This window comes from Coleofasciculus sp. B1-GNL1-01 (assembly GCF_040220235.1).
GTDB lineage: Bacteria > Cyanobacteriota > Cyanobacteriia > Cyanobacteriales > Coleofasciculaceae > Coleofasciculus.
The window spans coordinates 26,412-44,755 of the sequence record NZ_JAVJTO010000157.1; the positions used below are offsets into that span (position 1 = coordinate 26,412).

The 18,344-nt window shown below is 44.8% G+C and carries 15 protein-coding genes; 7 read left to right on the plus strand and 8 right to left on the minus strand.

The annotated features are described in order from the left end of the window. Positions 1-8: 8 nt before the first annotated feature. Together RID53_RS33825 and RID53_RS33830 are read right to left on the minus strand one after the other, a co-directional pair. Positions 9-929, minus strand: a complete 921-nt coding sequence (locus RID53_RS33825; protein ID WP_446392265.1) for an SDR family oxidoreductase — start codon at positions 927-929, stop codon at positions 9-11. 305 nt (positions 930-1,234) lie between these two features. Continuing rightward, positions 1,235-1,579 (minus strand): hypothetical protein, encoded by a 345-nt coding sequence (locus tag RID53_RS33830; protein WP_446392266.1) that lies wholly within the window; start codon positions 1,577-1,579, stop codon positions 1,235-1,237. A 308-nt stretch (positions 1,580-1,887) separates the two neighbouring features. Here RID53_RS33830 and RID53_RS33835 point away from each other — a divergent pair, with 308 nt between their 5' ends. Then, positions 1,888-2,397, plus strand: a complete 510-nt coding sequence (locus RID53_RS33835; RefSeq protein WP_446392267.1) for a GUN4 domain-containing protein — start codon at positions 1,888-1,890, stop codon at positions 2,395-2,397. Positions 2,398-2,468: 71 nt separating this feature from the next. Here the strand turns inward: RID53_RS33835 and RID53_RS33840 are convergent, their stop codons facing one another. The 3 genes from RID53_RS33840 to RID53_RS33850 form a co-directional block, all read right to left on the minus strand. Beyond that, a complete protein-coding gene (locus RID53_RS33840; protein WP_446392268.1) occupies positions 2,469-2,702 on the minus strand; it encodes a TIGR02450 family Trp-rich protein in 234 nt (77 codons plus the stop codon). A gap of 188 nt (positions 2,703-2,890) precedes the next feature. Beyond that, complete coding sequence (locus RID53_RS33845; protein ID WP_446392269.1) at positions 2,891-3,493, minus strand: rhomboid family intramembrane serine protease; 603 nt, start codon at positions 3,491-3,493, stop codon at positions 2,891-2,893. Between the two features lie 277 nt (positions 3,494-3,770). Continuing rightward, on the minus strand, positions 3,771-5,708 hold the full coding sequence (locus tag RID53_RS33850) for a S9 family peptidase (RefSeq protein WP_446392270.1): 1,938 nt from the start codon (positions 5,706-5,708) through the stop codon (positions 3,771-3,773). A gap of 534 nt (positions 5,709-6,242) precedes the next feature. Between RID53_RS33850 and RID53_RS33855 the strand changes: the two genes are divergently transcribed. The 3 genes from RID53_RS33855 to surE all read left to right on the plus strand — a co-directional run bounded on the left by RID53_RS33855 (position 6,243) and on the right by surE (position 10,000). Beyond that, positions 6,243-6,956: a PEP-CTERM sorting domain-containing protein gene (locus tag RID53_RS33855; protein ID WP_446392271.1), complete on the plus strand. Its 714-nt coding sequence runs from the start codon at positions 6,243-6,245 to the stop codon at positions 6,954-6,956. Positions 6,957-7,309: 353 nt separating this feature from the next. Then, positions 7,310-9,034, plus strand: a complete 1,725-nt coding sequence (locus tag RID53_RS33860; RefSeq protein ID WP_446392272.1) for a rhomboid family intramembrane serine protease — start codon at positions 7,310-7,312, stop codon at positions 9,032-9,034. 177 nt (positions 9,035-9,211) lie between these two features. Then, positions 9,212-10,000, plus strand: a complete 789-nt coding sequence (surE, locus tag RID53_RS33865; RefSeq protein WP_446392273.1) for a 5'/3'-nucleotidase SurE — start codon at positions 9,212-9,214, stop codon at positions 9,998-10,000. 308 nt (positions 10,001-10,308) lie between these two features. On the opposite strand, the gene RID53_RS33870 is transcribed toward surE, so the two are convergent. Beyond that, positions 10,309-10,536, minus strand: a complete 228-nt coding sequence (locus RID53_RS33870; RefSeq protein ID WP_446377919.1) for an indolepyruvate ferredoxin oxidoreductase subunit alpha — start codon at positions 10,534-10,536, stop codon at positions 10,309-10,311. A 105-nt stretch (positions 10,537-10,641) separates the two neighbouring features. After that, complete coding sequence (locus RID53_RS33875) at positions 10,642-10,833, minus strand: hypothetical protein (protein ID WP_446392274.1); 192 nt, start codon at positions 10,831-10,833, stop codon at positions 10,642-10,644. An 812-nt stretch (positions 10,834-11,645) separates the two neighbouring features. On the opposite strand from RID53_RS33875, the gene RID53_RS33880 reads away from it, so the two are divergent. After that, the gene (locus RID53_RS33880) at positions 11,646-14,249 is read left to right on the plus strand and encodes a GAF domain-containing protein (RefSeq protein WP_446392275.1); all 2,604 of its coding nucleotides are present in this window, start codon (positions 11,646-11,648) and stop codon (positions 14,247-14,249) included. A gap of 178 nt (positions 14,250-14,427) precedes the next feature. Here RID53_RS33880 and RID53_RS33885 read toward each other — a convergent pair whose 3' ends face one another. Further along, positions 14,428-15,018, minus strand: a complete 591-nt coding sequence (locus tag RID53_RS33885) for a DUF3122 domain-containing protein (RefSeq protein WP_446392276.1) — start codon at positions 15,016-15,018, stop codon at positions 14,428-14,430. A gap of 286 nt (positions 15,019-15,304) precedes the next feature. Between RID53_RS33885 and RID53_RS33890 the strand changes: the two genes are divergently transcribed. Continuing rightward, complete coding sequence (locus tag RID53_RS33890; RefSeq protein WP_446392277.1) at positions 15,305-15,640, plus strand: cupin domain-containing protein; 336 nt, start codon at positions 15,305-15,307, stop codon at positions 15,638-15,640. A 282-nt stretch (positions 15,641-15,922) separates the two neighbouring features. After that, positions 15,923-18,316 (plus strand): PAS domain S-box protein, encoded by a 2,394-nt coding sequence (locus RID53_RS33895; protein ID WP_446392278.1) that lies wholly within the window; start codon positions 15,923-15,925, stop codon positions 18,314-18,316. Positions 18,317-18,344 lie beyond the last annotated feature (28 nt).

The following is an 18,344-nucleotide window of genomic DNA, read 5'->3' on the forward strand; positions in this document are numbered from 1 at the left end:
GTCATTTGTCATTTGTCCTTGGTTGGTGATGAATGGGTGCGATCGCATCGCTGAACTTGTCGTGGTTTGTCTGCCTCTAATTCTTCTCGCAAGGATAGAGGATCATATCCTAACGCAAACGCCTTGGAACTATCCAAGGAAACATCTGAAGGTCTTGGCGCTGCCATTTTTACATCAGCTTGGCGACAAGATTTTAATCTAGGTTTAGGTAACTGTAACACATCAACCAGGAGACGACCAAAGTCATAACGTGATATCCGCTCTTTTCCCCCCAGATGCAGATATCCTTGAACCTGATCCAGGGCTAACAACAACCCTTTAGCTGCGGTGGTTCCACTCACAGGCGTGCGAAATTCATCAATAAATAACTTTAACTCTTTTCCCGCTTGTAACGTTTCAATAAATGGCTGAATAAAGCTGATTGCCGTTGGTGTCGCCTGACCAAACATTAACGGCATTCTGCAAATTGCTGTTTGAGGATAATGGGTTAACATCAGATTTTCAGCCCTAACTTTTTGCTCTCCGTAATAACTAATTGGCGAAACCGGATCAGTTTCCCGATAGGGTGGATTTAAACCGTTGAATACCAGATCAGTAGAGGTAAATACACAAGGAATACCATAATCTGCACACAGTCCCGCAATATCCCCCGATGCTGTAACATTTATGGCTTCCGTTTCCTGGGGATGCACCTGACAAAAATTGGGATTCGATTGAGCCGCCGTATGAATAACCGCGTCAGGTTTAACCGCTTGGAACATCTGTTTGAGTTCCCAAAAATTGGTTAAATTAATCTTGATTATATTTAAGCCTGGACTATTAACAGACTTAGAACAGCAAGTCCCATAGACATTCCATTTTCGTTTAGATAACTGGCAAATATGCCATCCTAAAAACCCACTAGCCCCTGTCACTAATAACGTTTTCATTTGTCATTCGTCGTTTATCATTTGTCAGTAGTGCGAGCATCTTGCTCGCTACTATAGCGCTACGCGCTGGTGTATTTACACATTAGAAATGGAGGCTTTATCAGGAGTAATTTAGAACATTTGTACTGTAACTACGCGAGAGCGTACTGCTATAAAACTTTCTCAGACTTGTTTCAGATGATGTCCGGACTCATCATCCCTAATAAAAATGTACGGGCTTTTTTACCAAGTACGGGCTTTGTTACCAAGCCCCTACTGTAATTATGGGTATTCAACCGGACATGATATCACCTCCCATCACTCCATCACTCACAGGTCAACACCTGATTAACAGGGGCAAAACCGTCAGGATCATCGTACCCCACTAACTCAGAATAATAATTCTTGTTTTGCAGGAGAATAACCCGTGCCGTATCCAAGGGAGTATCATGAAATGTAAGTTCTCGTTTCGTTGTTAGAGTAATATTTTCATCAATAGTTGAGGGGAACTGTTCATAAGTAACAATTGTGCTTCCCTCGTCTTCTGTAAGAGTAATATATGCCCTCATGCCCAAAGGATTGGGTTTGCCAGACTCAGGATTATATTGACAGACTCTACTACTGCTAGAAGCGGCGCAACTCAACGGAAAAATCACAAAAGCCAGTAGCATGATCAATCGTGACAAATTAATTTTCATAATCAAGCCTTTGAATGAGTTTTGATGATGTCGAATGTCACAGACTTAAGGCTGGTGGGTTGAGCGAAGTCGAAGTGGGTTGAGCGAAGTCGAAGTGGGTTGAGCGAAGTCGAAGTGGGTTGAGCGAAGTCGAAACCCACCCTACGGTATATCAAAGGTTTTGGTGATCTCACAATGCTTAAGGAGCGTGCCATTCGAGCTAAGTCTATATCGGATACGGTTTGCTTTTTGGCTATTAAACTGATAGTTTAACATAATAAGTTCTGTCAAACTTAACTATCATGTCCACTGATTTTAGCATCCCTGATTTTAGGCGTTCAGCTCAGGTGTCTACTTATGCTAACTTGTACGATTTATTACGAAGCAAACGCTGGAAAGAGGCTGACATTGAAACTCGACGGTTAATGTTAACAATTGTCGGTGCGAATCAAAAACCCGACTGCTTACTCACTCAAGATAATATTCAGCAATTTCCCTGTCAGGATCTGGTTTACATTGACCAACTTTGGCGATACTTCAGTGATGAGCGCTTTGGATTTCATCCGATTTATCAAATCTATGTAGAAGTTAATAAAGATTATACGGCGTTGTCTGAACGGGTGGGTTGGCGTAGGGGTAGCAAATGGATCGGCTATAATGATGTCATTTTTACAGATGATGCACCAATTGGACATTTACCTATTACTTGGTTAGTACCAACCACATTTTGGATGTATTGGCTGGCACGTTTTGCCAGTGTAGGTTGGCGTTTACTGTTGGAGCGTTGGGAAGTTTGTCACCCGTTAAAATAAGCTCTATGCTGCTTTATTATTTAGCTTGAATCTATACAATTTATCAACTGACTATGATTTTTGTGCCAATTTTATTCATTCATTTCTTGTAAAGACTGCCAACCTGGTTTCCATAGAGAACGGTCTTTAAGCTGTTTAGCATTCAACCAAAAGCGAACCGTAGGGTCACAAGATGCCACCATTTCAGCAAACACCCATTGACCCTGATTTTTGCGGTTGACCACTTGAAAATGTCGCCAACCCCAGGTTTGTTGCGTTGCTGTCCATTTAGAACCAACCAGATAAGGAAATTTTTGTTTTGCCATTAATAATTGGGAAAATATTGACCCTTCACAACCTTCGAGGGCAGTGTGTAGGGGCGGGTTTCACTATTATCGTTTCTTACTTAACCCAAAGGTAACTAAACCCGCCCCGATCAAGTGTTGAATTAATTTCCCCATCTTCCCCATCTTCCAGACGCGCCATGGCGCGTCTCTACATGCTTCCCCATTCCTTATCCCTTACGCTGAGACAACAGGCGTGCCGCGATGATTCCACCAATAAAGCCAAATAAATGCCCTTCCCAGGATACACCAGGAACCGTTGGTAAAATCCCCCAAATTGCGCCTCCATAGAGAAATCCCACGATCAGGGAAAGCAAAATAGAGGGAACATTACGTTGAAAATAACCACGCAATAGCAGAAAACCCAGATAGCCAAAAACTAGACCGCTAGCGCCAATGTGAACACCGGGAGAACCCAGCAGCCAAACCCCTAAACCGCTAACCACCATGGTGATGGCGGTGACAATAAAAAAGTCGCTGGTTTCTTGTAACATGACAAACCAGCCGAGGGTGAGAAAGGGAACCGTATTAGCAATTAGGTGAGGTAAACCCCCATGCAGAAACGGGGCAAATAGGATACCCCTTAACCCAATAATTGTCCGGGGAAAAATACCATAACGGTTGAGTGCGCCTTGGAAAATAATTAAATCAATGAGTTCCAAACCCCACATCACCGCGACGAGTCCGCCTAAAATGGTAGCCTGGTTTTTGACTTCACGGGCAAGGGCTTGGGTTTCCTGACGGACAAGTTTTCGGGTTTCCCGGTTACTCATGGCTGGATTCTCTGAGATAAATTGTTGAGTATTAATGGTTCTAGGTTAGCAATTTCCTGTGACATCCTCCGATAGCAATCCTAGGGAAGGGCGGGTTTTGTTGTTCCGTTATCGGTGAGAAGGGGCGGGTTTTGTTGTTCCGTTATTGGTGAGAAGGGCGGGTTTTGTTGTTCCGTTATCGGTGAGAAGGGCGGGTTTTGTTGTTCCGTTATTGGTGGATATCTGAATTTAGTCCCTAAACCCGCCCCTACAGTTGAATTTCCCGATAAAATAGGGGTTAAAAATTGTCGATCGCGACGGGTTCGATGGGTTCGGCTAACTCAAACCCGAATATCCGCGAATAAAAGTATAACTCGGCTTCTAAGGTGCGCTTGATGTTCTCCGCCCGTCGGAATCCATGCTGTTCTTCGGGGTAGGTGATGTATGCTACGGGTAATCCCTTTGCTTTTAACGCCTCCACCATCGTCTCGGCTTGGTTGGGGGGAACCACTTTATCCTCTAACCCTTGGAAGAAAATCACCGGACAGGACAATTTGTCGGTAAAATGAATCGGCGATCGCGCTTTGTATAAGTCTTGGCGTTCTGGATAAGCACCAATTAACCCATCCAGGTAACGGGATTCAAATTTATGGGTATCGGTGGCTAGGGTTTCCAAGTCACTGACGCCGTAATAACTCGCCCCGGCTTTAAATACATCTCGGAAAGTAAGGGCGGCTAAGGTAGTATACCCCCCAGCGCTACCCCCTGCGATCGCTAACCGTTCTCCATCCACAAATCCTTGTTCCGCCAAATACTTTGCACCATTGGCGCAGTCATCGACATCCACAATTCCCCATTGATTCTGGAGGCGTTGGCGATAGTCGCGTCCATACCCTGTACTTCCGCCATAATTAACATCTAAGAAGGCAAAGCCGCGACTTGTCCAATATTGAATTTTTAGATTAAACGTACTGGATGTGGATGCAGTGGGTCCACCGTGACTTTTGACAATCAGGGGCGGTTTCTCCGTTTCGGGTGCTTGATAGTCTTTATTTTGCGGGGGATAGAAGAAGCCGTAAGCCGTTTTACCGTTTTCGGTGGGAAATGTGATCGCTTCGGGGATGGAGAGATATCCTTTATCTATGTCTAATGTTGTCGATTGACGCAGAACCTCTATCTGTTGGCTAGCTACGTCCATCTGTACCACGGCGGTGGGTTCGGTGGCGGAACCACCAATAAAGACGACGCGATCCTCTGTCGCTTGCACCGATGAAATACTGGTATAAGGGGTTTCAATCGGGTTTAATTTCTTCGTTTGTAAATCGATACTCCCTAAGCGCCATCGACCTTGGACAGTATAAGCACAGATTAGGCGATCGCGGGATGAAATGCCATAAGTAGACATCCCAAACACCCATTGAGGAAGACCAAATTCCGCCTCCATTTCACACACAGGTTCTATCCCTTGCTGATTCCACCGATAAAAATTCCACCACCCTGTCCGATCTGAAACAAAGTATAATGAACCATCAGCAGACCATTCAGGTTTAAAGATTGACTCGTCAACCCCACCTGCAATACATTTAGATTCACCTAATACTCCATTCCCTTGAATCGGCGCTACCCACAGTTGCGTCCCATCCCATGGCATATTGGGATGATTCCATGTCAACCAGGCTAACTGAGAACCATCTGGACTTAATCGAGGTGAGGCGTAGAAGTCATGTCCGGAAGCGATAATTTGGATATCGTCACGATTATTTAGCGAAATACTGACTAAGGTGTTAACGGGTTCTGCACCCTCACTACTGTGATCTTCCCGCACACAAATCAGCCGTTGTCCCTGGGAATCAATTACCATATCCGCATAACGCAGAGACTTTCCTGACTCTGGGGTGATGGGTTGAGGTTCTGCATCACCTGTCTGTTGGTAAAGGCGCTGATCCTGATAATTGGCAAAATACATAATCCCATCCTTGACCGTATAAGCACCACCACCATATTCATGAACGCGAGTACGCACATTAAACGGAGAGGGGGTAATATCTGCGATCGCGCCATTCCCTTGACGTCGTACAATCACATTACGTCCGGCTTCCATGGGTCGTGCTTCGATCCAGTAGGTATCCGTACCATCTAGGGCAATACTCCCCAAACCAATCGTACCCGCCACAATGAGTTCGGCGGCGATGGGAGAGTTCCAGGAACCGTAGGGAGAGATTTGCGGTTGAGTCATCGTTAATTCGATTATGCCGTCGTTCGTTAATTTTACCGACTTCACATACTTCACGACACGATCACTTAGAGTATTACGCAGATTATGATTATATTGGTAAGGCAGGTTTTTGGGGAATTAGCGACGTTTCCGTTAACTCTCCTCAATTCAAGGATTTTAAGTACCATCCCCAAATTAGGTAAATATACCTAGCATAACACTCGATTTATGAAGCTTTGATGAAGTCAAGGGCTTTTTGTATAAAGATTCAGTAAAGATACGGAAAATCTCTTTCCAAAAAAATAAATTAGCGATAAAGTTACAGACAAGAAAGGAGTTAGTAGCTATCTCGATGTAGAGAGTGGGTGGACGTTTAAATAGTTAGTGCTTGATCCAATTAATGGAAGCCACTGATACCAACATTTGTAGGTATCGAGGTAATCAAACCCTATCTTTGACCGCCTGCTTTATTAAGATTCTGTAATTTTATCTAGGCTCATACTAACTCACTTTGTTAACTTGTGTCAACTTTAGCCGAATTTGGAGATATATAGTATGAACCGTCAAAGTGCATTCGCCGTTGCCTGTGCCGTTAGCGCTACCACAGTGTTGGGAGTTGTGGCAAGTCCAGCTGGGGCACTTACGCTAGGAGAACCCATTATTGTTGGAGAGAAGAAGTTTACCTTCACTGAGTGCTTTATTGTTCGTGGTGGTAATCAAAATGTCAGTCCTGGCAGTTGTGATGATATTGGCATATTACCAATTTTAGGAGAGCATCAAGGTATCTCAATTCGATCTCCCTTTATTGCTTTTGATGATTCCTCTATCGATGTTTCATTGGAATACATTTTAGAAAAGGCAGACCCAGATTCCGATAGTTTGTTCACCGATGCCAAACTATTTTTTAATGGGGCATTTACCGGTCCTGGACTCACAAACGTGACTGAAACTTTCTTTGATGCTGATACGGATGAAGTTATTGGACAATTTGGAGTAACCAATCCTCCACCAGACTTAATGGACCCTCCCCTAGAAACAGTATTTCCTTTTGGAGGAGATGTACCCTTCAGCAAACACGTAGCAAAAGTTAAAGTTAAGAAAGATATCGGACTGGTAGCCTTTGAGGGCGCCCAAGCAAATATTTCGATTATCGATCAAACCTTCAAGCACAAAGACGTACCCGAACCTGGTACAGTGACTGGCTTACTCGCCATCGGTTCCTTAAGCGTCGGCGCAATGTTGAAGCGGCACTTTGGCAAGAAAGCCTAAACTGAATATCTAGGCTACACGCACCAAATCTAATCATTCAGTAGCTGAAACAGTAGCTGAAATTTTGCCGCCGTCAACCACCCAGTTGGTAGGGCGGATTTTTCTTGGCTGTCAATGTTTTGGCAACATCTGTAGGGGCGACCCGCTGTATTAAAATAGGAGAACCAACCTATCAATTTGATCGGGTCGCCCGACCCATGATACCGTCAATTCAAGACTAATAATCTTGGGGTTGCCCCTGAAAAAAATTCACACAGGCAACCCATTCATCTTATCGCGGGAACCCGGCATCAAGTATCAAAAATAATTGAACACCATCTAGATTTAGACTAGGGCGAGTCGAGACAGGTTAATTGTCACACCTCAATAGTTGCTCAGCGACTCGCCCCTACAACCGCGAACCCGATAATTCCCACAACCGCGATCGCGTCTTGGATCGGGTTATGGTTGAAAAGGTGAACTTCGCCAAATCCTCCCAGCCCGATCGCCAATCACTCTTGATGGATATTAATCAGTTACTCCTCTGGATTGTCTGCACCTCCTGCATTCTGAACATTATCGTCGGAATTCGCCGTGCTAGTATTTCGGATTCAGCCGTGTATATCCGTAGCTGGATGCTTGTTTCTGGTTTAGTATTAGCCACAACAGGTGTCTTATATGTCCTCACTCCAGAGAATGCAGGCTGGATTGGTGGGGGGTTATGGGGGTTGTTGATCTTAATGCCGATTCTGGGGTTTAGACTCATGAATCAACTGGCATATCAGGAACGCTTTGGTGCAGCTAGCCGACTGGGTAAACTCCTGTGTTGGCTACACCCCGCCCAAAATTGGCGTCAATTTGCTGAATTGTTGGACACCCTGGAACAATTGAAGCAGGGTTCAACTACTGAAGCCACGGCGATTATTAACCGCTACAAAACCACCAATCGTCCTCTGGTGCGACATACCATTGCCACTCTCTATAAAATGGAGGCACGTTGGCAAGAGTTGCGGGAGTGGATTGAAACCAACGTATCACAGACCGCCCTGGAACATGATCCCAGTCTAATCCTGTACTACCTGAGAGCGTTGGCAGAGATGGGGGACTTAAATCATTTGCTCACCCAAGTTGATCGATTTGAACGTATCTTAGAACGGAGCGATCGCGGCATCAATCAGAGTCAAGCTTATTTATTTGCCTTTGCCTTTTGCGGTCAAAAAGCCCAGGTCGTACAATTACTCACTGGACCTTTAGCATTTTATCCAAAGTACATTCGCCAATTTTGGCTGGCTACAGCAGATTGGGCGGCGGGAGACGTAGAGGAAGCACGTCAGCAACTGTCGGCTATTTCTAACCGCCATACTGGACTCTACCGCCATGCGATTCAAGCTCGTTTATCCCAGTCACCTGTTAACCCTGATGCTGTTTTGACTCCATATTCTCAGCAGATTTTAGCGCGACTTACACTCAATCTCCAACATCAGATGCGATACGGTTCCAGAGAACGGTTTCTAGGTTCTAGAGCCTATACAACTTGGGCAATTATTGGATTAAACCTGATTGTATTTGGATTGGAAATTCACTTTGGTGGAAGTGAAAATCCGCAAGTTTTATACAAACTTGGAGCCTTAGTACCAGAGGAAGTTCTCGACGGTGCTTGGTGGCGGTTATTAACCTCAACATTTTTGCACTTTGGATTTCTGCATCTATTAATGAATATGCTGGGTCTGTATATCCTTGGACCCTTTGTCGAATATGCGCTCTCTGGGTGGCGATATTTGCTGCTTTACCTCAGTTGTGGTGTTGGTTCGATGTTTGTGGTATCTCTAGCCACTCATTTCGGATATTCTGAGGCACAATTTGTGGTTGGGGCATCCGGTTCCGTGATGGGGATTGTGGGCGCAACTGCAGCTATTTTACTTCAAGGATGGCGGCGCGAAAAATCGCGTTTAGCCTCTCGTCGTTTACGGTTTATTTTATTTATTATTGCCTTTCAAGTTATCTTTGACTTATCAATTCCTCAAGTCAGTGTCACGGGTCACACATCAGGCTTAATTATCGGTTTTTTGGTTGGGAGTATACTAAGTCATAAATCATAAACATGCCCTCGAAGGTGATGAAGGGTCAATTGTAGGGGCGGGTTTAGCCACTCGAACAAGCTTGTTACCAATAACTGACCAACAAAACCCGCCCTTACTCAAATCTTGCGCTACTCCCCCAGCCACCAAGCTAAAATCAAACAACGACTTTCATCTCGTGGGGCGCAACTAAGTTTGATGAAATTGCTGATCAGCAACGATGACGGAATTTTTGCCTTGGGGATTCGCACCTTGGCTGATACACTGGCACAAGCGGGTCATGATGTTACCGTCGTTTGTCCAGATCGAGAGCGATCGGCAACGGGTCACGGTTTAACCCTCCATGATCCCATTCGCGCCGAAGCAGTTGATACGATTTTTCACCCGGCGGTTAAAGCTTGGTCTTGTTCTGGAACTCCCTCCGATTGTGTAAAGTTAGCATTGGGAGCCTTAATTGATAGTCCTCCCGATTTTGTCCTATCTGGGATTAACCACGGTTCTAACTTAGGAACTGATATCCTTTACTCTGGCACGGTTTCCGCCGCCATGGAAGGGGTTTTAGAAGGAATTCCCAGTATTGCCTTCAGTCTGACTAGCTACACGTCAAAGGAGTTTCATGTTGCAGCCACGTTCGCCAAAAGCCTGATTGAGCGACTCTCTGGTACACCCCTAGCCAAAGTCATGTTACTTAATGTTAATGTACCGCCTGTGAGTCAGGCGGAAATTGCTGGGGTTAAGGTTACCCGCCAAGGAATTCGTCGTTATTTCGACACCTTTGAGAAACGAGTTGATCCACGGGGTAAAACCTATTATTGGTTAGCGGGTGAAGTGATTGAAGATATAGAACAACCCCCCCATTCCCATCTTCCCCCCGATTTAGCTACCGATGTTCAAGCAATTAAGGAAAACTATATTGCCATTACCCCCCTGCAATACAACCTGACGGATATTGCTGGCGTCTCTAGTTTGCAGAGTATAGAGTTTTAAGTCATTTAGACAGGGCGGGTTTAGTGACATTAGAGTGGGCAAAAAACGATAGTAGTAAAACCCGCCCCTACATATAAAACTCTTTTCTAGCTAGGGCTTGCTGCACAACTCCCAAACCCTTAGCTATCAAGGCTTTGAGTGGTATTGATATTTGCTCCTGTTCAAGGAAAAAGGGTTAAACCCTTTTATACCCTTGCACCGCTATCAGGGAAAATGTACTATGGCTCCCCCAGCTCCCCCAGCTCCCCCCGCTTCCCCTGCTTCCCCTGCTCCCTACCCCCACCACAATTTATTCAGCAAGCCCTAATTTATTGGGGCGTTTTCTGCAACTCCGGTCGCTCTTCCGGAACGATCGCGCCTTCTACAGGACAGACCTGTAAACATATACCACAATCGATGCAGGTATCGAAATCAATCCAATACCAGTCTGTCCCCTTGACATTTTTGCCGGGACCTGGGTGAATGCAAGCAACTGGACAAGCATCGACGCAATCTGCAACCCCTTCGCAGGTTTCCGTAACAATAGTGTGAGACACGCTATTCCCTCTCGTAGTTACATGACATTGAGAGATGATCCCCCATGGGTTTTATGTTACTGCATTATCGGCAAGGAATCCATGTATCTCAACACCAATCAACGATTATAGTGTGCCGTTTATTGCTCCACCTTTTCCCCGACAATTCGCCAAATAGGAATGAATAAGACTTGCTTCGGGTGTATCTTTGACTTCTCGACGAGTTTTGATCAGGAAGCCACCAATGACATAAGCCGCAAATAAGAGTGCGATTCCGATGACAACCTGAAGCACGATATTACTAGGGCGTTTTTTCATAGCCGATTAAGTTTGAACATCTTTTGCAGGGGTTTCCTGTTGATAAGAAGTCAGTAGAAACGTTCCGCCAGAACGTCTGTATCAAGCATGTCCTCTTGTCGCAATGAAGGAGCAATTTTCGGGGCGGGTTTATCGGTTTAATTCGGTATCTAAGCGGTTCGGCATTTAAACCTTAATGTCAATCATGGCTCTCATCCTTGTAGTGCGTTTAGCGAAGCCATGCCGCAGGCTTTAGCGAAGCCATGCCGCAGGCTTTGCATCTTGCTCGCTACTAATATCCAATTTACAGCGCTTTTCACGTTTATGGAATACAAAATTGTATCGGCTTGCTTGTCAGCGCAATCATCGTCTGTAGTCTACTAACTTGAAAACTGCTGTAAATGCATGACAGCTTACCGATCACCTCTCAACCAAACCCAGCCCTGCTTCCAGACGTGTCATGGAACGCCTGCCCCCACCATATCGCTCGATCTATTGGCGTCTGGCTGTAACTGGGTGCAGAATGATTGAAGGGCAATCCTCAACTCAGCCAGCAGAAGTCCCTCTGGTCATGGGGTGAGGAGGGCAGAAGGATGAGACAATAGAGGTAATAGTGCATGACAAAGCATATAAAACAAATAATAACTCAGACAGATAAATTTATCTAAAATTGAGATTGGTCTAAACTAACTGAAAACGGAAGCGTTTTTCAACGTTCACCGATATCGCTGCGCTTATTTGTTTTAAATCTCCCGACTGAAACAGTCAACCAGACGTGCATGAGCGTGCGTCTGACAGCCAGAGCAAAAAGTAGCTGCTCAACAGCGAATACTATGACACTGTCTAATGCCGGTAGCGTTCTTGCTACATTGACCCAGTTAACCCAACTCAATCGCACGAGCGTTTTAACTCATCGAGTTAAAGACCTATCCCTTCCCGAATTTATCTGCTTACTGGACTTCATCACCGCCGAATTTCAGCAATTTCTGCGGGCGCTGGAAATGATTAACCATGAAGCGCTAGAAACCATGCTGGAGCAGGTGATGGAGGCGTTTACCCTAAAAATCGGTCAACTCCTACAAGCTGAGCGTACTACTATCTTCCTCGTTGATGGTGACAAAGACCAGCTTTGGGCAAAAATTCCCTCGGGTGAGGACAACGCCGCCAAGGAGGTTCGCATTCCCCTAAATGTGGGTTTAGCGGGTCATGTGGCGACGACAGGCGAATCACTCAATATCACCGAAGCCTATAACCATCCACTGTTTAATCCTGAAGTTGACGAATCTCCGGGCTATCATACCAATTCACTCTTGTGTATGCCCATTGTCAGTAGCAATAAAAAGATTGTCGCTGTCGTGCAGTTGTTGAATAAAGCGGGGGGTGTCCCGTTTGACGAAGAAGATGAACAGCGCTTCCGTGACTTTGCCGCCTCGATTGGCATTATCCTGGAAACCTGTCAATCGTTCTATATGGCAGCCCGTAACCAACGTGGTGCAGCCGCCCTCTTGAAGGCAACCCAGTACCTGGGTCAAAGTTTAGACCTAGAAGCCACACTGCGTCTAGTTATGGATCAAGCGCGGGAGTTAATGCAAGCCGACCGCTCTACCTTATTTATGCTCAGTAAAGATGATGGGGAACTGTGGAGTAAGGTCGCCACGGCTGATGGCAAAGAGATGGTGGAAATCCGAATCTCAGCCAATCGGGGAATTGCTGGATATGTAGCGTCTACGGGTCAACCGTTGAATATTGCCGATGCCTATAAAGATCCTCGCTTTGATCCAACGACGGACAAAAAAACAGGCTATGTCACCCGTAATATTCTCTGTATGCCTGTCTTCAATTCGGGTGGCGAATTAATTGGTGTGACTCAATTGATTAATAAGAATCAAGGCAGCTTCACTACCTCCGACGAAGAGTTTATGCGGGCATTTAATATTCAAGCGGGAATTGCTCTAGAGAATGCCAAACTTTTTGAAAATGTTCTGATCGAAAAGCAATATCAAAAAGATATCTTGCAAAGCCTTTCTGATGCGGTTATTTCTACCGATATGCAGGGACGAATTGTGACAATTAATGATGCGGCGTTAGGATTACTGGGATGTCCCTTACAACAACTCGACAATCGCAACCGTCAGTTGTGGGAAGAAAAACTTACCAATCGCTATGTCTGGGATGTTGTACCCATTGAACATCTGCAATTCCGCTTACAAGACAGCCTAACTACGGGGGCGAAGCATTACCTTCCTGAACAAAATTTAATGGTTGGTCTGTTCCAATGTCCCCTGGAAGAGATAGAAATACCCAATACTCCCCCCTATTGCCAATCCCATGATGATACTCATCTTTATCTCCTAGCTATTCCCAAAAGCGATGACCCAAAAATCTATAGTTTGTGGAATGAAGATTCTGATAATTCTGGGGGTTTAGGTTACCTGTCTAAACAGCAAGTTCAACCTATTGAACGGAGTATTAATTTAACAGTTAATCCGCTAACCAATCCCCAAGGAATGGTGCGAGGGGGTCTGGTTGTATTAGAAGATATTAGTCGAGAAAAGCGGCTGAAAACAACCATGTATCGCTACATGACTCCAGAGGTGGCGGATGAAGTCTTAGCCTTAGGTGAAGATGCGCTGATGCAGGGGAGTAAAAAGGATGTCACTATTTTATTTTCAGATATTCGGGGGTATACGACTTTAACCGAAAATTTGGGAGCGTCGGAAGTTGTATCGCTACTGAATAAATACTTTGAAACAATGGTCGAATCGGTATTTGAGCATAAAGGCACCTTAGATAAATTTATTGGTGATGCACTGATGGCAGTTTTTGGCGCTCCCTTGGCGTTAAAAGAAAATCATGGCTGGATGGCGGTTCAATCTGCCTTAGATATGCGGTGGCGTTTAGCCAAGTTTAATGAACCTCGGATGCGAAATCGCCAACCTTTAATTCATATTGGGATTGGAATTAGTTCGGGAGAAGTGGTGTCAGGTAATATTGGTTCCCATAAACGCATGGACTACACGGTTATCGGAGATGGCGTGAACCTCAGCGCCCGCCTGGAAAGTATTACGAAAGAGTACGGTTGCGATATTATCATTAGTGAATATACCTATAACCTCTGTCGTCATAATGTTTGGGTGCGGGAACTGGATAAAATCCGCGTGAAGGGGAAAAACCAAGCGGTCAGCATTTATCATTTGATTCAAGATATCGATACCCCTCTTAATGATAACACCCACAAATTTTTAGACCTGTATGCTAAAGGGCGTCAGGCATACATAAGTCGCGACTTCTCGAAGGCAATTGTTTATTTTGAACAAGCCTATCAACTTGAACCTAATGATAAGCCAGTTTTGATTCATATTGAACGGGCTAAACATTATCAGAATAATCCTCCTCCCGATTATTGGGATGGCGTTCATACGATGACTAGAAAATAGGGGACAGGCACAAGTTTGGATTCTTTGATGTTAATCGACTACAGAACATTCTACTTACAGCAGATTTGGTGGTTGATGAAGTATAGCCTTAAGCAAGATCCCCGACTTCTTGAAGAAGTCGGGGATCTGTCTTACTTTTGGTCGGGATCTGAAAAACCTCTCTCCAAACCTCTCTCCTTCAAGGAGAGAGGCTTTGAACTCTCCCCCTTTTGAAGGGAAGAGGGGGATCTAAAAGGGAAGGGGGCTGGGGGATTAGGTTTGATATCGATTTTTCTAGATGACGTGAAAAGTCAGGGGGATCTGTCTCGATTTCTGTGATCAATAATTGCCACTCGATAACTAAAGATTTGGGAATAGTTAAGGAGAGGGGTTGTCCATGATTGAGGGGTATGGAAAGGGTCAGGGATTCATCCGCTTGTAATTTGGCAAAAACATCGGTAACATCGTACTGACCAACATTAGGCGCAGGCGCGGCTTGGGCAAATACATCAGGGGCGGTGAGCAGTTTACCCCCTGCTGTGGCAATTTCCAGGAATTGGGGATGGGTAAACTCAGCCATACCCGGAAAGCCGACTAACCGCAGATTCAGGCGCGTTGGTTGACCTGGTATGATTTTTTTGAATAGAACTACCTGCCAAGTTCGTCCTGATTTATCTTTCAACGACTCCTGGGAGTGATAGCGCATGATTCCCGGCGCGTCTTGGTGTTGTCGCAGTACAGCGATGGCTGGCGGAGTCAGGAATGTGGCTTGGAATAGGAGTAATATCATGAGGAATCTACCAAGCGTTAGAAGCCAAGAAAAGCATTGCTGAATAGGATTAACCATAAGTACTCGATATCAAGCTAACTCAAGGATGTTTGTATATTTCCCCAGAAGGCTTCGCCCATTCGTTACCCCCGCCAGAAACAAATATCAATAATACCAAGGATAGATGTGTCGGGGTGACCTGCTCACCTAAATTAACAATTCAAATTCATTAAATTTTATCGGGTCGCCCTTTATTCTCGCTAATATGGGATATCTTATTTAAATTGTGCCATAGGAGAAATTCATCATGACCAGTCAAATTCCCAGCCAATCATCGTTTTCATTGCAATTGCGCGATCGCATAGAATATCCTGAAGGAGGTGTGGTGAGTAAAGTTATCCATAAAGATGACCAGTGTGACCACACGTTGTTCTGTCTGGCGGCGGACACGAGCATTTCTGAACATACGTCACCTCGTAACGCTACGATTAATGTGATTGAAGGAAAGGGAATCTTTACTTTGGAGGGTAAGGAGATTGAATTGGAACCAGGCGTTTTTATTTCAATGGAGGCGAATGCGCCCCATGCTTTAAAGGCGGAACAAAATCTGGCGTTTCTGTTAACGCTATGGAAAAATGATTAGTGTGGAAATGCAGGGGTGCGATCGCGTATCATTATCTTTATATCAATGGCGCTGAAAAATTGCCTTTTTGGATCGCTAAAACCCTTGATATACTTACTGTAGGGTGGGTTTCGACTTCGCAAGAGCCCACCAGCCTTAATGAGCGTGACATTCATCTTTTTGTCCAAAGTCCAATCTATGTCCCCAATCCCCAATTAACCCCAATATGATACATCCCCTAAGCGAAACGGGAATACTTTAGTATAGCCGTCACGCTAATCCCGCTTTTGCCCAAGGATGTTCATGAGTCAACCATTACCCACCCCCGAATCCCTTCCGCTTAACGCCCTCAAGGAACAACGCGAGTTAACCGCAGCGATGTTGGATTTAATCGGTGCGTTAATTGTTATCCTCGATGCTCAAGGACGAATTGTTTATTTCAATCACGCCTGTGAACAGTTAACGGGTTATTTGTGCCAGGAAGTTCAAGGTAAATATGCTTGGGATTTATTAATCTTACCGGAAGATGTAGCCTCAATTCAAGCCATTTTTGATAACTTAATCCCCGATAATTTCCCCCAACCCTGTGAAAGCTGCTGGGTGACGCGGGATGGAGACTGGCGCTGGATTGCGTGGATGGATACGGTTTGTTTGAATGAACAGGGGGCTGTAGAATATGTAATTGCTACAGGTCAGGATATCACAGAGCGTAAACAGGCAGAAAAGGCGCTGCGGGAATTGGCTACTTTAAATCAAGCGATTTTAGATAGTGCCAATTATACGATTATCTCCACTACCGTTGATGGTACGATTTCCACCTTTAATCGAGCGGCTGAGAAATGGCTCGGTTATTCGGCGTCAGACGTTGTGGGTAAAACCACACCCGCTCTATTTCATGACCCTGAAGAAATGGTAGAGCGATCGCGCGAACTTTGCAAAGAACTTGGTACTCTGATTCAACCTGGATTTGAGACATTTGTTGCCAAAGCTCGTTGGGGAGAAATTGATGAACGAGAATGGACTTATATTCGCCACGATAGGAGTCTCTTTCCAGTTTTACTCTCGATTACCGCTTTATATAACTCCGATAACCAAATTGTCGGATTTTTGGGGATTGGTAGTGATATTAGTCTCCGGAAACAAGCCGAACAATCCTTGCGCGACAGTCAGCACTTTAGTCAACGCATTGCGGATACAGTTCCTGGTATCTTGTACCTCTATGATGTAATAGAACAACGCAATGTTTATGCCAATCGTTCTACGGTTGAACTGTTAGGGTATACACCCCAAGACATTCAAGATATCGGTACAGATTTTATGTCTCATCTGGTACATCCAGAGGATATTCCTCACATTATAGAACATCAAAAGCACTTGACGACGCTTACCGAGAATGATCATCTCACGCTTGAGTATCGGATGAAACATGCCAATGGAGAATGGCGCTGGCTGCGGAGTCGAGAAACGGTTTTTTCTAGAACAGTTGAAGAATTACCGAAACTGGTTCTCGGTATCGCAGAAGATATTACTGACTATAAACGGGTTGAGGATGCCCTGCGTCAAACCAATGAAGACTTAGAACAGCGGGTAAAACAGCGAACGGTTGAGTTGGAGAATGCCCATCATCAATTACGGTTTCATGTCGAAAATTCCCCTCTGGGAGTGATAGAGTGGGATAGTCAGTTTCGGGTTCAGCGTTGGTCAAAACAAGCCGAGTTTATGTTTGGCTGGAAGGGAGAAGATGTTCTGGGCAAACGGTTGACGGATTGGCAGTTTGTTTATCCAGATGACCTGGAATTTGTCCATCAAAAAGCTTTAAACCTATTGAATCCAGAATCGCCACCTGAGATTATTGAAAACCGGAATTTAACTAAGGATGGCAATATGGTATATTGCCAGTGGTATAACTCGGTCTTGTTTGATGAATCAAACGCTGTCGTTTCTATTCTGTCTCTGGTGCAGGATCAGACAGAACGTAAGCACAGTGAGGAACAACTCCAGCAACTGAATCAACAGCTTCAGCGTTCTAACCAAGAATTAGAACAATTTGCCTACGTCGCCTCCCACGATTTGCGAGAACCCCTACGAAAAATTAGGAGTTATAGTGATTTATTGGTGAAACGTTATCAGGGTCAATTGGATGAACGAGCGGATAAATATATCAACTACATTACCGATAGCGTTATCCGGATGCAGGCGTTAATTACAGATTTATTGACCTATTCACGAGTCAGTCGCAATGAACTGGTTTTAGAACCAACTGATTTAGGTGAAATTCTTCAGCAGACGTTAATGGATTTAAGTCCAGCGATTGAAGAAAATCACGCAATTATAAATACCACGCTGCTGCCCATTGTGCAAGCAAATCCCTTACAAATTGGGCAAGTATTACAGAATTTAATTGCCAATGCGATTAAATTTTGCCGCGAACAGCCGCCACGAATTGATATTAAGGCTGACTGTCAGGATAATTTTTGGCAGATTTCCATTCAAGATAATGGAATTGGCATTGATCCGAACTATAGCGATCGCATTTTTGCCATTTTTCAACGCCTACATTATCGGGAAGAGTATCCAGGGACAGGGATTGGGTTAGCTATTTGTCAAAAAATAGTGGAACGTCACGGCGGAAAAATTTGGGTTGAGTCAGAATTTGGTCAGGGAAGTACATTTTACTTTACTCTACCTGTTGTGTAGGGGAGATGAGGGAGATGAGGGAGATGGG

Excerpts from the sequence above, each read along its gene's own strand:
- RID53_RS33840 (WP_446392268.1), bottom strand. The coding sequence starts at position 2,702 with ATGGCAAAACAAAAATTTCCTTATCTGGTTGGTTCTAAATGGACAGCA.
- RID53_RS33855 (WP_446392271.1), top strand. The coding sequence starts at position 6,243 with ATGAACCGTCAAAGTGCATTCGCCGTTGCCTGTGCCGTTAGCGCTACC.
- RID53_RS33895 (WP_446392278.1), top strand. The coding sequence starts at position 15,923 with ATGAGTCAACCATTACCCACCCCCGAATCCCTTCCGCTTAACGCCCTC.
- RID53_RS33850 (WP_446392270.1), bottom strand. The coding sequence starts at position 5,708 with ATGACTCAACCGCAAATCTCTCCCTACGGTTCCTGGAACTCTCCCATC.
- RID53_RS33825 (WP_446392265.1), bottom strand. The coding sequence starts at position 929 with ATGAAAACGTTATTAGTGACAGGGGCTAGTGGGTTTTTAGGATGGCAT.
- surE (WP_446392273.1), top strand. The coding sequence starts at position 9,212 with ATGAAATTGCTGATCAGCAACGATGACGGAATTTTTGCCTTGGGGATT.
- RID53_RS33830 (WP_446392266.1), bottom strand. The coding sequence starts at position 1,579 with ATGCTACTGGCTTTTGTGATTTTTCCGTTGAGTTGCGCCGCTTCTAGC.
- RID53_RS33880 (WP_446392275.1), top strand. The coding sequence starts at position 11,646 with ATGACACTGTCTAATGCCGGTAGCGTTCTTGCTACATTGACCCAGTTA.
- RID53_RS33845 (WP_446392269.1), bottom strand. The coding sequence starts at position 3,493 with ATGAGTAACCGGGAAACCCGAAAACTTGTCCGTCAGGAAACCCAAGCC.
- RID53_RS33885 (WP_446392276.1), bottom strand. The coding sequence starts at position 15,018 with ATGATATTACTCCTATTCCAAGCCACATTCCTGACTCCGCCAGCCATC.
- RID53_RS33890 (WP_446392277.1), top strand. The coding sequence starts at position 15,305 with ATGACCAGTCAAATTCCCAGCCAATCATCGTTTTCATTGCAATTGCGC.
- RID53_RS33835 (WP_446392267.1), top strand. The coding sequence starts at position 1,888 with ATGTCCACTGATTTTAGCATCCCTGATTTTAGGCGTTCAGCTCAGGTG.
- RID53_RS33875 (WP_446392274.1), bottom strand. The coding sequence starts at position 10,833 with ATGAAAAAACGCCCTAGTAATATCGTGCTTCAGGTTGTCATCGGAATC.